The organism is Pseudomonas sp. MCal1 (assembly GCF_026341415.1).
Classification (GTDB): Bacteria; Pseudomonadota; Gammaproteobacteria; order Pseudomonadales; family Pseudomonadaceae; genus Aquipseudomonas.
Genome location: NZ_JAKUMP010000003.1, coordinates 209,590 through 227,977 on the forward strand (window position 1 = coordinate 209,590; position 18,388 = coordinate 227,977).

Annotated in this window: 12 protein-coding genes; 3 read left to right on the plus strand and 9 right to left on the minus strand. The window is 61.6% G+C overall.

Annotated features, from left to right (window positions below; genetic code table 11):
- Positions 1–77 precede the first annotated feature (77 nt).
- The 7 genes from MKZ87_RS06765 to tpx all read right to left on the minus strand — a co-directional run bounded on the left by MKZ87_RS06765 (position 78) and on the right by tpx (position 12,962).
- On the minus strand, positions 78–824 hold the full coding sequence (locus tag MKZ87_RS06765) for an SDR family oxidoreductase (protein ID WP_085700699.1): 747 nt from the start codon (positions 822–824) through the stop codon (positions 78–80).
- Between the two features lie 85 nt (positions 825–909).
- Entirely contained in the window at positions 910–2,991 is a 2,082-nt protein-coding gene (locus MKZ87_RS06770; protein ID WP_085700700.1) for a putative bifunctional diguanylate cyclase/phosphodiesterase, read from the minus strand.
- Positions 2,992–3,295: 304 nt separating this feature from the next.
- Positions 3,296–4,765, minus strand: a complete 1,470-nt coding sequence (locus MKZ87_RS06775; RefSeq protein ID WP_085700701.1) for an efflux transporter outer membrane subunit — start codon at positions 4,763–4,765, stop codon at positions 3,296–3,298.
- Positions 4,762–7,869, minus strand: coding sequence for an efflux RND transporter permease subunit (locus MKZ87_RS06780; RefSeq protein WP_234205163.1), 3,108 nt, complete (start codon positions 7,867–7,869; stop codon positions 4,762–4,764). The genes MKZ87_RS06775 and MKZ87_RS06780 overlap by 4 nt, the downstream gene beginning before the upstream one ends.
- Positions 7,866–10,970 (minus strand): MdtB/MuxB family multidrug efflux RND transporter permease subunit, encoded by a 3,105-nt coding sequence (locus MKZ87_RS06785; protein WP_266200460.1) that lies wholly within the window; start codon positions 10,968–10,970, stop codon positions 7,866–7,868. Before MKZ87_RS06785 ends, MKZ87_RS06780 begins: the two co-directional genes overlap by 4 nt.
- Positions 10,967–12,274: an MdtA/MuxA family multidrug efflux RND transporter periplasmic adaptor subunit gene (locus MKZ87_RS06790; RefSeq protein ID WP_266200461.1), complete on the minus strand. Its 1,308-nt coding sequence runs from the start codon at positions 12,272–12,274 to the stop codon at positions 10,967–10,969. The genes MKZ87_RS06785 and MKZ87_RS06790 overlap by 4 nt, the downstream gene beginning before the upstream one ends.
- A gap of 187 nt (positions 12,275–12,461) precedes the next feature.
- Complete coding sequence (tpx, locus tag MKZ87_RS06795) at positions 12,462–12,962, minus strand: thiol peroxidase (RefSeq protein WP_266200462.1); 501 nt, start codon at positions 12,960–12,962, stop codon at positions 12,462–12,464.
- A 270-nt stretch (positions 12,963–13,232) separates the two neighbouring features.
- Here tpx and MKZ87_RS06800 point away from each other — a divergent pair, with 270 nt between their 5' ends.
- From MKZ87_RS06800 to MKZ87_RS06810, 3 genes are all read left to right on the plus strand, one after another.
- Positions 13,233–13,658: a YciI family protein gene (locus tag MKZ87_RS06800; RefSeq protein ID WP_074690904.1), complete on the plus strand. Its 426-nt coding sequence runs from the start codon at positions 13,233–13,235 to the stop codon at positions 13,656–13,658.
- Between the two features lie 148 nt (positions 13,659–13,806).
- Positions 13,807–15,465, plus strand: a complete 1,659-nt coding sequence (locus MKZ87_RS06805; RefSeq protein ID WP_266200463.1) for a J domain-containing protein — start codon at positions 13,807–13,809, stop codon at positions 15,463–15,465.
- Positions 15,462–16,457 (plus strand): DUF3829 domain-containing protein, encoded by a 996-nt coding sequence (locus MKZ87_RS06810; RefSeq protein ID WP_266200464.1) that lies wholly within the window; start codon positions 15,462–15,464, stop codon positions 16,455–16,457. Before MKZ87_RS06805 ends, MKZ87_RS06810 begins: the two co-directional genes overlap by 4 nt.
- 49 nt (positions 16,458–16,506) lie before the next feature.
- On the opposite strand, the gene MKZ87_RS06815 is transcribed toward MKZ87_RS06810, so the two are convergent.
- Both MKZ87_RS06815 and MKZ87_RS06820 read right to left on the minus strand, forming a co-directional pair.
- Entirely contained in the window at positions 16,507–17,178 is a 672-nt protein-coding gene (locus tag MKZ87_RS06815; RefSeq protein WP_207986093.1) for a DUF3313 domain-containing protein, read from the minus strand.
- Between the two features lie 156 nt (positions 17,179–17,334).
- Positions 17,335–18,309, minus strand: a complete 975-nt coding sequence (locus MKZ87_RS06820; protein WP_234205153.1) for a hypothetical protein — start codon at positions 18,307–18,309, stop codon at positions 17,335–17,337.
- Positions 18,310–18,388: the final 79 nt, after the last annotated feature.

The window sequence follows — 18,388 nt, forward strand, 5'->3', positions numbered from 1 at the left end:
GCGTTCCAGCTCTGGAAGGGACGCGGAGCGTCCCGGGCTACATTCCCACGCAGAGCGTGGGAACGATCGGTAGGGTTTTAGCGCCCGCCGCCGAGGTCGACAAAGGTCCCGGTGGCATACGAAGCCTTGTCCGACAGCAACCACACAATCGCTTCCGCCACTTCATCCGGCCGCCCGCCCCGCGCCATCGGAATCGCCGACTCCAGCTTGCTGACCCGATCCGGGTCGCCGCTCAAGGCGTGGAAATCGGTATAGATGTAGCCCGGACGCACCGCATTGACCCTAATCCCCTCGCCCGCCACTTCCTTGGACAGGCCGATGGTGAACGTATCCAGCGCACCTTTGGACGCTGCGTAATCGACGTATTCGTTAGGAGAACCCAGCCGGGCGGCGACCGAGGAGACGTTGACGATGCTGCCGCCCTGCCCGCCGTGTTTGGGCGACATGCGCAGGATTGCGTGCTTGGCGCAGAGGATCGGCGCCAGCACATTGGTTTTCATGATTTTGAGGATGCGGAATTCGGACATTTCGTCGACCCGGGACTTGTGTCCCACGGTGCCGGCATTGTTCACCAGGGCGGTGACGCGGCCCAGTTCGCTGTCGACCCGGTTGAACAGCGCGACCACTTCGTCTTCGATACTGACATCGGCGCGCACGGCGATGGCCGTGGCGCCGCGCTCGCGTACCTGGTCGAGCACCTGGTGGGCCGCCTGTTCGTCAGTCTGGTAATTGATGCAGATCCGATAGCCTTGCTCGGCAGCCAACAACGCAGTGGCGGCGCCGATTCCACGACCGCCGCCAGTGATCACAATGACTTTATCCATGCTGGCCTTTCCCCCGATGCACACGTAACAGTCGGGGCAAGAATAACCGCCATTGCCGGCTTTTGCATGACCTGCGATTAGCGGCTCAACTCACCGCCAATTGTTTGCCGCGCACGATGTCCTGCAGGAAGCGATCCGCCGGCATCGGGTGACCGAGCAGATAACCTTGCAGCGAATCGCAGCCCAGTTGCGTCAGGAAGTCCTGTTGCGAATCGGTTTCTACACCTTCAGCAACGATGCGCAGGCCCAGCGCCTGACCGAGGGCGACGATCGCCGAAACGATGGCCGCGTCATCACTGTCGTGCTCCAGATCGCGGACGAAACCGCGATCAATCTTCAGCTCATTGGCCGGCAAACGCTTGAGGTACATCAGGCTTGAATAACCGGTGCCAAAGTCGTCGATGGACAGGTCGACGCCCATATCGGCCAGCTCCTGCAACACCGTCATGCTCGCGTCGGCGTCGCTCATGGCAGTGGTTTCGGTGATTTCCAGGGTCAGGCTGTTGGCCGGCAAATGATGAGTGGCCAAGGCCTTGGCCACGCTGCGCACCAGCCCTGAGTGGCAGAACTGCAAAGCCGACAGGTTCACCGCGATCCGCCAGTCGGTGTAGCCCAGCACGTACCACTCGCGCATCTGCCGGCAGGCTTCGTTGAGCACCCATTCGCCAATCGGAATGATCAGCCCGGTCTTCTCTGCCAGATCGATGAACTTGTCCGGCATCAGCATGCCGTGGGTCGGATGTTCCCAGCGCAACAGCGCCTCGGCACCGACCGGACGACCGTCTGCCGCATGGAATTTGGGTTGGTAATGCAGGCTGAACTCGCCGTGTTCCAGTGCAGCGCGCAGATCCTGCAGCAGTTGCAATTGCTTGCGCGCGTTGCTGTTCATCGAGGCGTCGAAGAAGCTGTAACCGTTCTTGCCGCCGCCCTTGGCGTGGTACATCGCGGCGTCGGCGTTCATCAGCAGTTCCTGGGCGTTCTGGCCGTTGCCCGGGTACAGCGCGATGCCGACGCTGGCGGAAATCTGCAGGTCATGTTCGGCGACCCGGAACGATTGCGCGATCAGGCCGACCTGACGGGCCGCCAGCCCCAGCGCATCATTGGGTTCGGTCAGGCGCACCAGCAGGACAAATTCATCGCCGCCGATCCGCGCCAGGGTATCCAGGCTGCGCAAGTCTTCACGCAGACGCACCGCCACTTCGCGCAGCAACTGGTCGCCCATGTGGTGGCCAAAAGCGTCGTTGACCGGTTTGAAGCCGTCCAGATCGATGAACATCAAAGCAAAGCAACCGCCCTGCTCGTTGACCTTTTTCATCGCCTGATTGATCCGGTCATCCAGCAGCATGCGGTTGGGCAGGCCGGTCAGGGTGTCGTGCAGCGCCAGCTGGGTGAGTTCGCGGTTGGCCACGGTCAACGAATGGGCCAGATCGGCGGTGCGGGCTTCAAGGCGAGCGTCGAGAATCGAGGTCAGCAGCGCGATGGCCAGCACCGCCAGCGTGGTGATCAACACCAGATTGTCGAGGCCATTGCCGTTCAGGCCGCTGAGTGCCGCACCGCAGAAACTGCCGTCAGGAAACCGCGCCGCTGCCATGCCGGTGTAATGCATGCCGACAATCGCCACGCCCATGACAATCGCCGCCCCGGCACGGAACAGTCGCACGTAAGGCGAATGCTGACGCAGACGAAAGGCGATCCACAGCGCTGCGGCCGACGCACCGACCGCGATCAGCAACGAGGCGCCGAACAGCGTCGGATCGTAGTCGATGCCCGGTTGCATGCGCATCGCGGCCATGCCGGTGTAATGCATGGCGCTGATGCCGGCGCCCATGATCAGCGCACCAAAGGCCAGTTGCCAGGCCGGCAGTTTCGGCTGGCTGACCAGCCACAGGGCGAATCCGCAGGACAGCACGGCGATCAGCAATGAAAGCGCCGTGATCGAAATGTCGTAACCGAGACTGATCGGCAGCTTGAACGCCAGCATGCCAATGAAGTGCATCGACCAGACGCCGATGCCCATGGCAAACGCCCCGCCGGCCGTCCATAAATGCACGGCGCGGCCCTTGGCAGTGGCAATGCGCCCGGTGAGATCGAGCGCGGTATAGGAAGCAAGGATCGCCACACACAGCGAAATGAAAACCAGCGTGAAGGAATAGCTACCGATGAGCATGAAAATTCTCGTGACCACCCCGCTGTACTGCGTCCGTTCTCGGCGGGGTCAAATGCGCCGATTGTACTGATTGCGTAAAAGAATTCACTGACAAAGTTATCAAATAGCCATCAACCCGATGAAACGCTTGTTTGATCGTCTGACAAGCCTCTGATTCAGGGTTCTGATCGTTCCAACGCTTTGCGTGGGAATGCAGCCCGGGACGCTCCGCGTCCCTTCCAAGGCAGGACGCAGAGCGTCCGTGGAGGCATTCCCACGCAGAGCGTGGGAACGATCAACGATCAACGATCAACGATCAATGAGACTAGCGGTTATCAGTGGTTTCCAACTGGCCGTCCCAACCACCGCCCAGCGCCGCGATCAACTGCACGCTGGCGATCAAGCGGTTCTGCAGAATATTCAGGACAGTGCGCTCATTACTCAGGGCAGTCGCCTGCACCACCACCACATCCAGATAAGCGATTACGCCAGCCTTGTACTGGTTTTCGGTCAGACGCAACGAGTCTCGTGCCGCGTCAAGGGCTTCCTGGCGCACCGCCGCTTCGTCCTCGTACACCTTCAACTGCACCAGGTAGTTTTCCACTTCACGGAAGCCGTCGAGCACGGTCTGGCGGTATTTGGCCACGGTCTGGTCGTACACCGCTTCGGTGCGGTCGACTTCGGCCGAACGGATGCCGCCGTCGAACAGCGGCAGGGTCATTTTCGGCCCCACCGACCAGAAGCGGTTCGGCAGGCTGATCAGGTTCTGCGAGGTACTGCTGCTGTAGCCGCCGCTCAAGCTCAGGCTGAAATCCGGGTAGTACGCAGCCTTGGCCACACCGATGTTGGCATTGGCGGCGATCACTGAACGCTCGGCCGAAGCAATGTCCGGGCGGCGTTCGAGCAATTGCGACGGCAGGCTCAGCGGGATCTGCGGCAGCTTGGGAATGTCCTGGGTTTCGGCAATATTGAATTCGGCGGGCGGCTGGCCGGTCAGTACCGCGATGGCGTTTTCGAACTGCGCCCGTTGCCAGACCAGGTCCACCAGATCGCCCTGGGCCGTTTTCAGCTGGGTCTGCGCCTGCGCCACCGCATCGCGCCCGGAAACCCCGGCGTTGTACTGGTTCATGGTCATTTTCAGCGAGCGCTCGTAAGCCGCGACTGTCGATTCGAGCAGGCGTTTCTGCTGATCGATCACCCGCAATTGCAGGTAGTTCTGCACCAGTTCCGACTGCTGGCTCAAACGCATCGCCGCCAGATCGGCGTAGCTCGCCTGGGCACTGGCTTCATTGGCTTCGAGGCCACGACGCAATTTGCCCCAGACATCCGCTTCCCAACTCACGCCCAGTTGCGCGTTGTAGGTGTCACGAATCCCGCTGGCGGAACTGCTAAGGCTCGAACTGCTGCTGCCGGTGCCCTGACTGGAGCGTGTCTTGCCGGCGCTCAGATCGACGCTCGGGTAAAACGCCCCCCGCGCGCTGCGCACCAGGGCCTGGGCCTGACGGTACTGGGCTTCGGACTGGGCGACGGTCTGGTTGGAGCTGTTGAGTTTCTCGATCAGCTCGTTGAGCTGACGGTCGCCATACAGCTCCCACCAGGCACCGCGCGCCAGGGAATCGCTCGGGTTGGCCTGACGCCAGCCTTCGGCTTCCTTGTACTGGGCGATTTCGGCGGTCTGCGGGCGCTGGTAGTCCGGGCCGACGGCGCAGGCACTGAGCATCGCCACGCACAGAGACAAGCTCAGCAGGCGCGAGCCGCGAACGGTAGCCAGATTGATAAGCGAACGGTCAGTCATAGCGGAATTTCCAGAGCGGCATCGGTGCGCACGCCACGCCATTTGTTGAAACGATGGCGCAGCTTGTCGAGATAGAGGTAAACCACAGGCGTGGTGTAAAGGGTCAGCACCTGGCTGAAGACCAGCCCGCCGATGATGGTCAGGCCCAGCGGCTGGCGCATTTCGGCACCTTCAGCCCGGCCGAGCAACAACGGCAAGGCGCCGAGGATCGCCGCCAGCGTGGTCATCAGGATCGGCCGCAAACGTTGCAGACAGGCGCTGCGGATCGATTCCAGCGGCGCCATGCCTTGATGACGCTCCAGTTGCAACGCCAGGTCGATCATCAGGATCGCATTCTTCTTCACCACGCCGATCAGCAGGAACAACCCGAGCAGCGAGATCAGGCTGAACTCGCCGCCCAGCGCATAGATCGACAGCAAGGCACCGACGCCGGCCGACGGCAACGTCGAGAGGATTGTCAGCGGGTGAATGTAGCTTTCATACAAAACGCCCAGCACCAGGTACACAGCCAGCAACGCACCGAGGATCATGAACGGCTGACTCTTCTGAGTCGCGGCGAAAGCGTCAGCGGTGCCGGCCATTTTCGCGATCACGTCTTCCGGCAGGCCGACCTTGGCAATCGCCCGCTCGATGGCGGCGCTGCCCTGCTCCACCGTCACGCCTTCGGCCATGTCGAAGGCAATGCTCTCGGAGGCGAACTGGCCTTCGTGGCTGACCCGGTCGTCTTCCAGGCTGTTTTCATAATGGGCGAACGTCGACAACGGAATCCGCGCACCGTCGGCAGTGATCACCTGAACCTGCTTGAGCGTCACCGGATCCTGGGCATATTTCGGATTGACCTCCATCACCACCTGATACTGGTTGAGGCTGTCGTAGATCGTGGAAATCTGCCGCTGACTGTAGGCGTTGTTGAGCACGGCGGTGACCATGTTCATGTCCACGCCCAGGCGCTTGGCCTGATCGCGGTCGACGATCAACGTCACCTGCTGCGCACCGCGCCCTTCACGGGCGTCGATGGCCGTCAGTTCCGGCAAGGCTCGCAGCGCGGTGACCACTTTCGGGTACCACTCGCGCAAGGCGCCCAGATCACCACTTTGCAGGATGTAGCTGTACTGCGACGTGGTCTGCTCGCGGCCGCCGCCGAATTGCAGATCCTGGTCGGCCATCAGCATCAGTTGTGCGCCGGGCACTTTGGGCATTTCCTTGCGCAGGCGCTCGATGACCTTTTGCGCCGAGATATTGCGTTCCTTGATCGGCTTCAGGCGTACCAGCATGAACGCGTTGTTGGTGCCGTTGGTACCACCGATGAACCCGGCAACACTCTCGACCGCGTCGTCCTTGAGCACCGCTCGGCGGAAGGTCTCCATTTTCGGCTGCATCACACTGAACGACAGACCATCGTCACCGCGCACGAAACCGATCAACTGGCCGGTGTCCTGCTGCGGCATGAAGGTTTTCGGCACGACGACATAGAGGGCGACGTTCACCCCGACCGTGATGATCAGGCTCAGCAACGTCAGGCGACGGTGACGCAACACCCAGTCGAGGCTGGTGGCGTATTTGCCGACCATCCAGTCGTTGGTGCGCCGGCTCCAGCGTTGCAGGCGGTTTTCCTCGCCCGGCTTGTGGGGTTTGAGCCAGCGGGCGCAGAGCATCGGGGTCAGCGTCAGGGAAACCACCAGCGACACCACGATAGCCGCCGCCAGGGTGATGGAGAATTCGCGGAACAGGCTTTCGATGATCCCGCCCATGAACAGGATCGACAGGAACACCGCCACCAGCGAGACGTTCATCGACAGCAAGGTAAAACCGACTTCCCTGGCCCCGAGGTAGGCGGCCTTCATCGGTTTTACGCCTTCGTCGATGTGCCGGGAAATGTTCTCCAGCACCACGATGGCGTCGTCCACCACCAGCCCGGTGGCGAGAATCAGCGCCATCAGCGACAGGTTGTTCAGCGAGAATCCGTAGAGGTACATCACTGCAAAGGTGCCGACCAGCGACACCGGCACCGCCAAGGTCGGAATCAGGGACGCGCGGAAGTTACCGAGGAACAGGAACACCACCAGAATCACCAGTGCCACGGCGATCAGCAGGGTCATCTCCGCTTCATGCAGGGTAGCCTTGATCACCGGCGAACGGTCCATCGCCAGGTTCAGTTTGACGCTGGCCGGCAAGACCGCTTGCAACGCCGGCAACTGCGCCTTGATCTCGTTGACCGTCTCGATGATGTTGGCGCCGGCCTGGCGGTTGATCACCAGCAGCACCGCCGCGTCATCGTTGAAGAAACCGCTGTTGTAGCGGTCTTCCACGCCGTCGCTGACCTTGGCCACGTCTTTCAGACGCAGGGCCGCGCCGCCGTTGTAGTGGATGATCAGCGATTCGTAATCCTTGGCTTTCTCCAACTGGTCGTTGGCCTGAATCTGCCACAGGCGCTGGTCATCCTCGACCGAGCCCTTGGGCCTGCGTACGTTGGATTCGGCGATGGTCTTGCGCACATCGTCGAGCGCTACGCCGTACTGGTTCAGCGCCTGGGGTTCGAGTTCGATGCGCACCGCCGGCAGCGAGCTGCCGCCGATCTGCACTTCACCGACGCCCTGCACCTGGGACAGGCTCTGGGACAGGATGGTCGAGGCCAGGTCGTAGAGCTGACCCTTTTCCAGCACGTCCGAGGTCAGCGACAACACCATGATCGGTGCCTGCGACGGGTTGACCTTCTTGTAGGTCGGCATGCTGCGCATCCCGCTCGGCAGCAGGTTGCGCGAAGCGTTGATCGCCGCCTGCACTTCCCGCGCCGCGCCGTTGATGTCGCGGTCGAGGTCGAATTGCAGAATCACCCGGGTCGAGCCCTGGCTGGAGCGACTGCTCATGGTGTTGACGCCAGCGATGGCGCCGAACGAGCGCTCCAGCGGCGTGGCCACCGTGGAGGCCATGACTTCCGGACTGGCGCCGGGCAGGCTCGCCTGCACGACGATCACCGGGAAGTCCATTTGCGGCAGCGGCGACACCGGCAGCAGGCCGAAGCTCACACCGCCCAGCAGCATGATCGCCAGGCTCAGGAGCATGGTCGCCACCGGACGCTTGATGAAAGGGCCGGACAGGTTCATGGCTGTTCCACCGGCTCCACGGCCGACGGTGCACGGCCCCAGCGCCGACCGAGACGATCGAAGTACAGGTAGATCACCGGGGTGGTGAACAGCGTCAGTACCTGACTCACCAGCAACCCGCCGACCATCACCAGACCCAGCGGTTGACGCAATTCAGCGCCGGAACCAGTGGCCAGCATCAACGGCACTGCACCGAACAGCGCCGCCAGCGTAGTCATCAGAATCGGCCGGAAGCGCAACAGCGCCGCCTGATAGATCGCCTGCTCCGGCGCCATGCCCTGGGTGCGTTCGGCGTCGAGGGCGAAGTCGATCATCATGATCGCGTTCTTCTTCACGATCCCGATCAGCAGGATGATGCCGATGATCGCGATCATGCCCAGATCGTTGCCACTGAGCAGCAACGCCAGCAAGGCCCCCACCGCTGCCGACGGCAAGGTCGACAGGATGGTGATCGGGTGAATGTAGCTCTCGTAAAGCACCCCGAGCACGATGTACATGGTCACCACCGCCGCCAGAATCAGCAGCAAGGTGCTCGACAACGAGGCCTGGAACGCTTCGGCTGCGCCCTGGAACTGGGTCTGCACGCCGAGCGGCATGCCGATGTCCTTTTGCACCTGCTCGATGATGTCCACCGCATGCCCCAGCGCCACGCCCGGCGCGAGGTTGAACGACATCATCACCGCCGGGAACTGGCCGATGTGGGTGATCGCCAGTTGCGCCTGCCGTTCCTCGACGTGGGCCAGACTCGACAACCGCACCTGCCCGCCATCGGTGGTCTTGACGTGAATCTGGTCAAGCGCCTGCGGGCCGATCTTCTCTCCAGCCTGAGCCTGCAGCACCACACGGTACTGGCTGGCCTGGGTGTAGATGGTCGAAATCTGCCGCTGGCCAAACGCGTCGTACAACGCATCGGTGATGTTCGATACCGACACGCCCAGCCGGGAAGCGGCGTCGCGGTCGATCACCAGGAACACCTGCAAGCCCTTGTCCTGCAAGTCACTGGCAACGTCGGTCAGTTCCGGACGCTGGGCCAGCGCCTCGACCAGGCGCCCGCTCCACAGGCTGAGCAGTTCGGAATCCGGCGAGGACATGCTGAACTGATACTGGGTACGGCTGACACGGTCTTCGATGGTCAGGTCCTGCACCGGCTGCATGAACAGGCGGATGCCCACCAGTTTGTCCAGTTGCGGTTGCAGGCGGGCAATCACTTCGGTGGCGGTCAGATCACGCTGGCCATGAGGCTTGAGGTTGATCAGCAGCCGACCGCTGTTGAGCGTGGCATTGTCACCGTCGACACCGATGTAGGACGACAGGCTTTCCACCGCCGGATCTTCCAGAATCACCTTGGCCAGCGCCTGCTGACGCTCGCCCATGGCGGCAAAGGAAATCGACTGTGGCGCTTCGGAAATCCCCTGGATCACCCCGGTGTCCTGCACCGGGAAGAAGCCCTTGGGCACCACCATATAAAGGAACACGGTCAGCGCCAGCGTACCGATGGCCACCAACAGGGTCAGCGGCTGGTGCTTGAGCACCCACTGCAACTTGCGCCCGTAAGCGGCAATCATCCAGTCGATAAACGCACCGCTGGCACGGTAGAAGCGGCCCTGTTCATGTTCTTCCGGCTCACGCTTGAGCAGACGCGCACACATCATCGGCGTCAGGGTCAGCGAAACCACCAGGGAAATCAGGATCGCCACCGCCAGGGTGATGGCGAATTCGCGGAACAACCGCCCCACTACATCGCCCATGAACAGCAGCGGAATCAGTACCGCGATCAGCGACAGAGTCAGGGAAATCAGGGTGAAGCCGATCTGCTTCGCGCCCTTGAGCGCGGCCTGCATCGGGCTGTCGCCCTCCTCGATGAAGCGCGCGATGTTTTCCAGCATCACGATCGCATCGTCGACCACAAAACCGGTGGCGATGGTCAGCGCCATCAAGGTCAGGTTATTGACCGAGAAACCGGCCAAATACATCACGCCGAACGTACCGATCAGCGACAACGGCACGGCCACCGACGGAATGATCGTGGCGCTGGCCCGTCGCAGGAACAGGAACGTCACCATCACGACCAGCGCGATGGCGATCAGCAATTCGTGCTGCACGTCGGTCACGGAGGCGCGGATGGTCTGGGTGCGGTCGGTCAGCACGACAACGTCGAGACCGGCCGGCAGGTTGTCGGTGATGCTTGGCAGCAGCGCCTTGATCCGGTCGACCACCTCGATCACGTTGGCGCCCGGCTGACGCTGGATGTTCAGCAGAACCGCCTGATTCTGGTTGGCCCACGCCGCCAGACGCTCGTTTTCGGCGCCGTCGACGATCTGCGCGACATCCTTGAGCCGCAATGGCGCGCCGTTGGCGTAGGCCAGGATCAGGTTGGCGTAATCCTTGGGCGAGGTCAGCTGGTCGTTGGCATCGAGCATCGACACCCGGGTCGGGCCGTCGAAGTTGCCCTTGGGCTGGTTGACGTTGGACGCGCCGATCAGCGTGCGCACGTCCGACAGGTTCAGGCCGTTGGCGGCGAGCGCCTCGGGGTTGACCTTGATCCGTACCGCCTGACGCTGACCGCCGGCAATGCTGACCATGCCGACGCCGCTGATCTGGGCGATCTTCTGCGCCATGCGCGTATCGACCAGATCATTGAGTTTGGGCAGCAACATGGTTTTCGAAGTGATGGCCAGGGTCAGCACCGGGGTGTCCGCCGGGTTGACCTTGTTGTACACCGGCGGCGCCGGCAAGTCGGTCGGCAGCAGGTTGGTCGCAGCGTTGATCGCGGCCTGCACCTGCTGTTCGGCGACGTCCATGTTGATGTCGAGGCTGAAACGCAGGGTCAGCACCGAGGCACCGCCGGAGCTGGTCGAAGCCATTTGCGTGAGACCCGGCATCTGCCCGAACTGACGTTCCAGCGGCGCGGTGACGGCACTGGTCATTACGTCCGGACTGGCGCCGGGATAAAGAGTCATGACCCGGATAGTCGGGTAATCGACCTGCGGCAACGCCGACACCGGCAGCAGGCGATAGGCAATCAGACCGGCCAGCACGATGGCCAGCATGCTCAGCGTGGTGGCGACCGGGCGGAGGATGAACAGGCGCGAAATGTTCATGCGCCCTTCTTGGCCTTGTCGGTGACGGTGGCGTCAGGCGCGGTCGCGGCCGACTTGCCTTGCAGATGCTCGGTCGGAGTGGTCGGTACGTCCTTGCTGTCGTTGACCACTTCCACTTCGCTGCCTTCCTTCAGGCGGTCAGTGCCTTCCAGCACCACGCGATCGCCAGCGGCGAGGCCTTCGGTGATCACGGTGTTTTCGCCGTCGCTGGCACCGATCTTCAACTGGCGGATAGTGACTTTCTTGTCGCCGTCCAGCGCGTAGACGAAGGTGCCATTGGTGCCGAACTGAATGGCCGCCGAGGGCGCCAGCACCACACCTTTCAAGGTGTCTGCCAGCAGGTGGATGTTGACGAACTGGTTGGGGAACAGCGACTGATCGCGGTTCTCGTAGCGAGCCTTGAATTTCAGGGTGCCGGTGGTCACGTCGATCTGGTTGTCGAGGCTTTGCAGCACACCGGTGGCTTGCAGTTTGGTGTCGCCGCGATCCCAGGCTTCGGCGGGCAGCTTGGCGCCGCTGCGGTAGCGGGCAAGCACGGTTTCCAGGCTGTTTTCCGGCAGGGTGAAGGCGACGCTGATCGGCTGGGTCTGGGTGATCACCGCCAGGGAAGTCGTGTCGTTCGCCGCCACCAGGTTGCCGACGTCGAGCTGACGCAGGCCGACGCGACCGGCAATCGGTGCGCGGATTTTGGTGAATTCAAGATTGAGCTTGGCGTCGTTGACCGCCGCCTGATTGGTTTTCACGGTCCCGAGGTACTGGCCGACCAGCGCTTCGGCGGTATCCAGGGTCTGCTTGGCGATACTGTCTTCCTTGTAAAGACCGCGATAACGCTCGACATCGACCTGGGCGTTCTTCAACTGCGCCTGATTCTGCAGCAAGGTGCCTTCAGCCTGGAGCAAAGCGTTCTGGTACGGACGCGGGTCGATCTCCGCCAGCAGGTCGCCGGCCTTGACCATCTGCCCTTCCTCGAAATAGATCTTAACCAGCTCGCCACCGACCCGGCTGCGCACATTGATGGTGTTAAGCGCCGTGACCGTGCCCAGTGCCTTGTAATACAGCGGGAAGTCCCCGGTGACCGCCGGCGCCACGCGCACCGGAATCGGCCCCGCCGCGCCGCCGAAGCCCGGCCGCATCATCCCCGAACGCCCCGTGTGACCGGCCTGCGCCTTCTCGCCGCCCTCCTTTTGGGTCGAACCGGCGGGCCAGAATTTCCAGCACAGACCGGCAATGACCAGCAATACAAGCAGGCTCAACAGCCAGCGACGGGAGTTTCGGGAAGACGATTGCATGGAGTGATTAACCATTGGGCGCGTGGGCTTCTTTTACGGGAGGCTGAACGATAAGCACTGGCCGGGATTTAGCAAAGCAGCTTTACCGGCAATTTACCTTCCACTTACGTTTCAAGGTGTGAGGCAAAACACTGATACACAAATGAAAACGGCCTGGACAGGGCCAGGCCGTTAACAATTGTAAAAGCGCTGTTCAGAACACTTATTTCAAAACCGAGAGTGCCGCTTCGTAGTTAGGCTCTTCTGCAATTTCCTTGACCAGTTCGCTGTACAGGACGTTGTCGTTTTCGTCCAGAACAACCACCGCACGGGCGGTCAGACCTTTCAGCGGGCCGTCAGCGATGGCCACACCGTAGTTCTCGATGAACTCGGCGCCGCGCAGGGTCGACAGGTTTTGTACGTTTTCCAGGCCTTCGGCGCCGCAGAAGCGAGCCTGGGCGAACGGCAGGTCAGCCGAGATGCACAGCACCACGGTGTTGCTGATGTCGTTGGCCTGAGCGTTGAACTTGCGAACGGAAGTGGCGCAGGTCGGGGTGTCGACGCTTGGGAAGATGTTCAGCACTTTGCGCTTGCCGGCGAAGTCTTTCAGGGTGACGTCGGACAGATTGCCGGCTACCAGGGAAAAGGCTGGCGCCTTGGAACCGGCTTGTGGCAGTTGGCCGTTGACTTGAACCGGGTTGCCTTTGAGCGTGACTTGAGCCATGAACGGAGTCCTTCTTAACGTTGTTGGGAAAGCATGCAAGAGGCGGAAGTTAACCACGAAATTGTCCGACGACCTATGCCTGAACTGAAATTGTCATGTGCTGGCGCCCAAAACTGGATACACATTCTCCAGGCTTCCCATATCCCTGCTCTCAAAGAAGGTGCTGCTTGTTAAAACGCAAGTCTGCATCTTTTCTTTAACGACCTGTCGATTCCGACCCGAGCCGTTCGACTAAGCCATGAATCCCCTACCTGACTGTGGAGAAACACCATGCGCTTCATGATCATTGTCAAAGCCAGCCACGACTCCGAAGCCGGCGTGATGCCCAGCGAGCAACTGCTGACCGACATGGGCAATTACAACGAGGAACTGGCCAAGGCCGGCATTCTGGTTTCCGCCGACGGCCTGCACCCCAGCAGCAAAGGCGCCCGTGTGCGCTTCAGCGGCGAAAACCGTAGCGTGATCGACGGCCCGTTCGCTGAAACCAAGGAGCTGATCGCCGGCTACTGGATCTGGGACGTGAAGTCCAAAGAAGAAGCCATCGAATGGGTCAAGCGCTGCCCGAACCCCATGCCGGGCACTGAATCGGAAATCGAGATTCGCCAGGTGTTCAGCGCGGAAGATTTCGGTGCCGAGTTCACCCCGGAACTGCGCGAGCAGGAAGAACGCATACGCGAACAAGCCAAAAAACACTGAAGCCCGGATGGAGAACATCAGCATTTTCTGTAAGGCCGGTGGCGACTGAACGAGACACGAGGACTTTTCGACGCGAAACAGGTAGGGTGCGCAACATCACAATGCCACCACTGGATCGCGTCGCGGTTTTTATGGAGTTGTCATCGCAATGAGTTGCTGGACCGTCCTTGGCCTGTCGGCCGACGCCGATGTGCGCACTATCAAACGCCAATATGCCGTCCTGCTCAAACAGACCCGCCCCGACGACGACCCCGAGGGTTTCCAGCGACTGCGCGATGCCTATGAGCAGGCGCTGGCCTACAAGGAATGGCAGCAGTATCACGCGCAGGATCAGGACGAAGTGCAGGAACAAGCGCAGGACCAGCGCATTGAGGAATCCTGGGACTTGAGCGGCCTGACCGTGGTCGAGGTCGACGCCCTGCAACTGGCAACCCGCTCGCTGGACGGGCTCAGCGTTGAAGAGCTCGAACGTCGCCACACCATCGCCCTCGAACAAGGCTGTGCGCACATCTTCGAGGACACGCTACTGCATCACTGCATCGAACACCCGCAATCCTCCGACACTCTGGTGGACTGGGCAGTGCCGACCTTTTTCTGGTTCAGCGCCTGGCAACGGCTGGAGCTGGATGAGGAATCGATCGAGCTGTTGCTGGCCCGGCAGCGCACGCGTATCACGCAACCGATGCGTGATGCCCTCGAACGCGAAGACGTTGACGAATTCCTCCAGGCCTACGCCCGCCGTGCGGATTTCAACTGGCTGGCGATTGAACAACATCAGCAATGGTTCAACCGTGCCCTGAGCCAGATGCTGCTGGATTCGTCTTTCTGGTCTCCCGAGGTATTCGAACGGGTGCGCACCGGTCAGGGTTGGCACGGCGGCACAGGAAATCCCTGCCCTGACGGCGAATGGCAACGTCTGCTGGCTCGACAAAATGCGCCGTTTTTTGTGGCACGCCAGCAACAGCTCGCCCTGGAACCACCCGCCACCCCCGAACACCGCGCCGCCCGCCTGCTGCTGGGTACCGGCTCGTTCAGCGCCCGCCGTGCGCTGGCCCGACGCTTGCGCGAAGAAGACTGGGCGCAGTGCCGCAAATTGAGTTCCGAGCTGTACGCCAATCACCCCAATGTCTGCGCGCAGATGCCCGGCGGCACGGCGTTTTTCTGGCGCGACTGGGAACTGAGTTTCAACGACTGGCCAACCTACGTGGGCGTGGTGTTGGCCTGCCTGATCGGCGCGTTCACCCATTACATTCCGTTGGGCGCGCGCCTCAGTGGACTGATCAATATCGTCATGATCTCGACCGTGGTGTTTGGCGTGATCGTGGCGGGGCTCAATTGGCTGGTGCACAACGTTGCACATCGCGTATGGCGGCTGGATGACCGGCTCAGCGCAAGTCTTTGCCCCGGATCCCTCAAAGACTCGCCGCCGTTCGGCGTGCTGCGCGACTTCGTGCCCGGCGCGCTGATGGTGGCCGGGCTTGGCTGGTTTTTCGGCCCGATTGCCGGCGTGGTGTATGCCGCAACCCTTGCATCGTTCGGACTGGTGCGGCGCTGGCAGTCCCGGCCACGGGTGTCCTGGGAAGAGAGCCGACCTGCCGTGAAAGTCGGCGTGACGATCCTCGGGATTGTAGTGCTGGCCCTTGTGCTCGGCGTGTTCAAGGTGGTCGCCAGCCAAGGCACAGTCAATCGCAATCAGGGCCTGCAACCCTGGACCGAACGCCTGTGCAGCCGCTTGCCGGCCACCACCGCCGAATGCAGCGCACCGGCCACCGTTGAACAGTGGTACGGCAAGGAGGCGCGACCATGAGCAGCAGAGTGATGTTTTGCGTCGGTATTTTCTTCGCGCTGGTGGTGATGGCGCTGACCAGTGCGACCCGACCTTTCCTCCAGCTCGATCTCTGGCTGGATGGACGCGATGCGCCGGTCACCGCTCAGGCCAATGCCCTGAGCCCGCTGATCGCGTGCGTCAACCGGATCGACGTGCAATGGCGAGCGGCCTACGATCGCTACAAGAACCCTCAACCGCCCTTGCCTCGCGACCAGCGCTGGTTGAAGAGCCTCAAGGATTTCGACGACAGTGACGCGTTCAACGTGCGCGACATACAGCGTGATGTCTGCGGTCAGGGCCTCACGGAAAAACTCGAATTGCTGACCTGGCAACCAGAGCTGGCGCGACAGGCCAACGAGTATGTCCGGGCGCTGAATCACGTCACGACGACCATTGCTCCAGCGCGCTTTTATCGAGAGGCGAGTTTCATCTCCGGATCGCAACAGCCCTCCCCTGGCGAACTCGCGGCGATCGAGCGCGTGTCACAGGAGTACATCGGCACTTCGACGGCTCTGCGGCAAAGCCTGCTGCCGCTCGACGCCGCGCAGCGTCCCGAACAGCTCAAGCTGATCGAAGCGCGTCTGGGCAGGGACATTCACTGGGACTTGCTGGCGTACATGATTCAGGCGCGGGAGACCGTCGATGTGCTCGACGAAGCGATGAAAAACCGCACCCTGACCCCGAAATTGCTGGCCGAGACCATCGCAAAGCTGCAACAGGCCTGGAACCGTCGCGAACCCTGGCTCGCGCCGCGCACCGGTGGGTTCCAGAACAAGACCGATGCCGCGCGTGATCTGTGGCTGCGCATTGGCGAGCCGGGGCAAAACTATCTCGAGGCGTTGAACACCCTGCAGGCAGACTGGCAGAACCATGCACAGCCTCAGCGCCTGAGCGAGGACTATTACGCCGTGACCCGCAGTTACGACGGCTTGCTCAGCCATTACAACCGACTGGCACGCGCCAACTTCTGACGCAGTGACCCCGCCGGGTCGTCCGTTGGGGCAACCCGGCGCGCCGGTCTTACTTGGCCTTGAGCTTGAGGTAGGACTGATGCAGATCCGCCGCCCAGCCGTCGATCACGCTTTTCACGTCATCGGCCTTCATCACCTGCGAATCGTTTTCCAGTGGTTTGCCGGTGCCCTTGCGCACCACCTGCGCCGCCACCTTATTGGTGCCGCCGTCGAGGAACACCGCTTCGGTCGCCAGGGTGGTTTCCTGATCACGAATCCCGCTGGCGGTACTGACCGCTGCGGCGACCAGAGCAATCGGAATCACTTCATAGGCATGCAGGCCTTCGGTCTTGCTGCTCACGGCGGTGATGGCCGCGCGCACCACGATCACACCCGGTCCGGGGCCTGAGGCCAGCGGCAGGGATTTGCCCAATTCACGCTTGAGTGCCTGATCGTAGTAGCTGGTGATGCCGTTGAGGGTCTGCTGCGGAATCTTCACGGTGGGTTGCGGTTTGGGATAGAGCTGGGTCGGTTCGACGTAGACGCTGGTGAATTTGCCGATGTCGATTTTCGGGTCGATCCAGCGCATCACTTCGGCCCCCGACGGAGATTTGGCCTCCCTGAGCTGACTGTAGTCCTTGAGGAAGCCTGAGTATTCGTCGGGTGCGACGGTTTTGCTGGAGCAGCCCACTACGCCCAGCGTGGCAATGCACAGGGTGCTCATCATTACGGCTAGCTTCATGCTGTAACTCCTGTCGGAAGGCCGAATTTATTGCGTCGGGGGAGTTACAGGTATAGCTGAATCCGCGTCGTTTGCGATCAGAAACGCCGACACTGGGCAATGCCGGGCCCGGACATTTGAAGGGCCCGGGCCATCACCGGTACTTGAAGCTTCCTGCTACCAGCTCGAAGTCTCCCCGCTCCTCAACGCCATCTCCCGCCGGCTGTTTGCCCGCATCGCCTTGATCAGCGACACCGTGCCCACCAGCAAAATTGCCGCTCCGAACAGAAAATCGATGTTGTACAGCTGGAAATCCTGCACCGGCCCCACCAGCACAGTGCGTACCACGCCGATTCCCACCAGCGTGGCGAGGAAGTCGATCCCCGGTTCATCGCGGTAGAACACCAGCAGCAACGGCAGGCAGAGCACCAGCAGCATCAACAGCACCACGACCTTGAACGAGCCTTTGCGCTCGACGCTGAACGCGCATTCGTGGGGGCCGTAGGCCTTGTAGTCTTCGTCGCGGATCATCGAGTTTTTCTCGTTGATGTAGTCAGCGCGGTTGTACTTCTGGATCGGCGTGAAGGTGTTGGACATCTCCATCAGCGTGGTGATGTTCTTGAAGCGCAGGTCGATACGCTCGCTGCCCTTGAGGTAATACAGCACCGGTTTGTAGCCGTAGCGATAGGTGTCGAAGGGAAACTCGGTGACCCGGCCCTGAACGCTGATCGGGCGCGATTCGAGTTCGGCGAAGGCGCTCTTGTCGGTCGAGGCGAGGTTGCGGCTCAGGGGCAGGACTTTCACCTGTTCAAGGAAGATCGGCGTGACGCCAAACGACCACTGCAACGGTTCCAGGCGCAGACGCAGTTCGTTGCGGCCCAGGTCATAGCGGTTGAAAGTACGTTCGGAGACCACCACCGCGCCGCTGAGCATGAACTCGCCACGCAGGTTGTTGGTGATGCGCAAGGTCAATTGATCCTTGCCCTGCAGCGCCGCTTGTGTGTTCGGCGGCGTGCCGCACCAGGCGGTGCTTTCGCCGACGCCACCGAGCTGACCGCCACGGTTTTCGTTGAACACATAGATGTAACCGGCCCACAGCGTCACCATCAGCAGCAACGCGGTGATGCCCAGAATTTTTTTGCCCGGACTCACTGATCAGACTCCCTTCTTCGTTCCGTCGTCCAGCCGAAAACCCGCTGGCGACGGGGACTCTACCAAAAGGCCACCATCG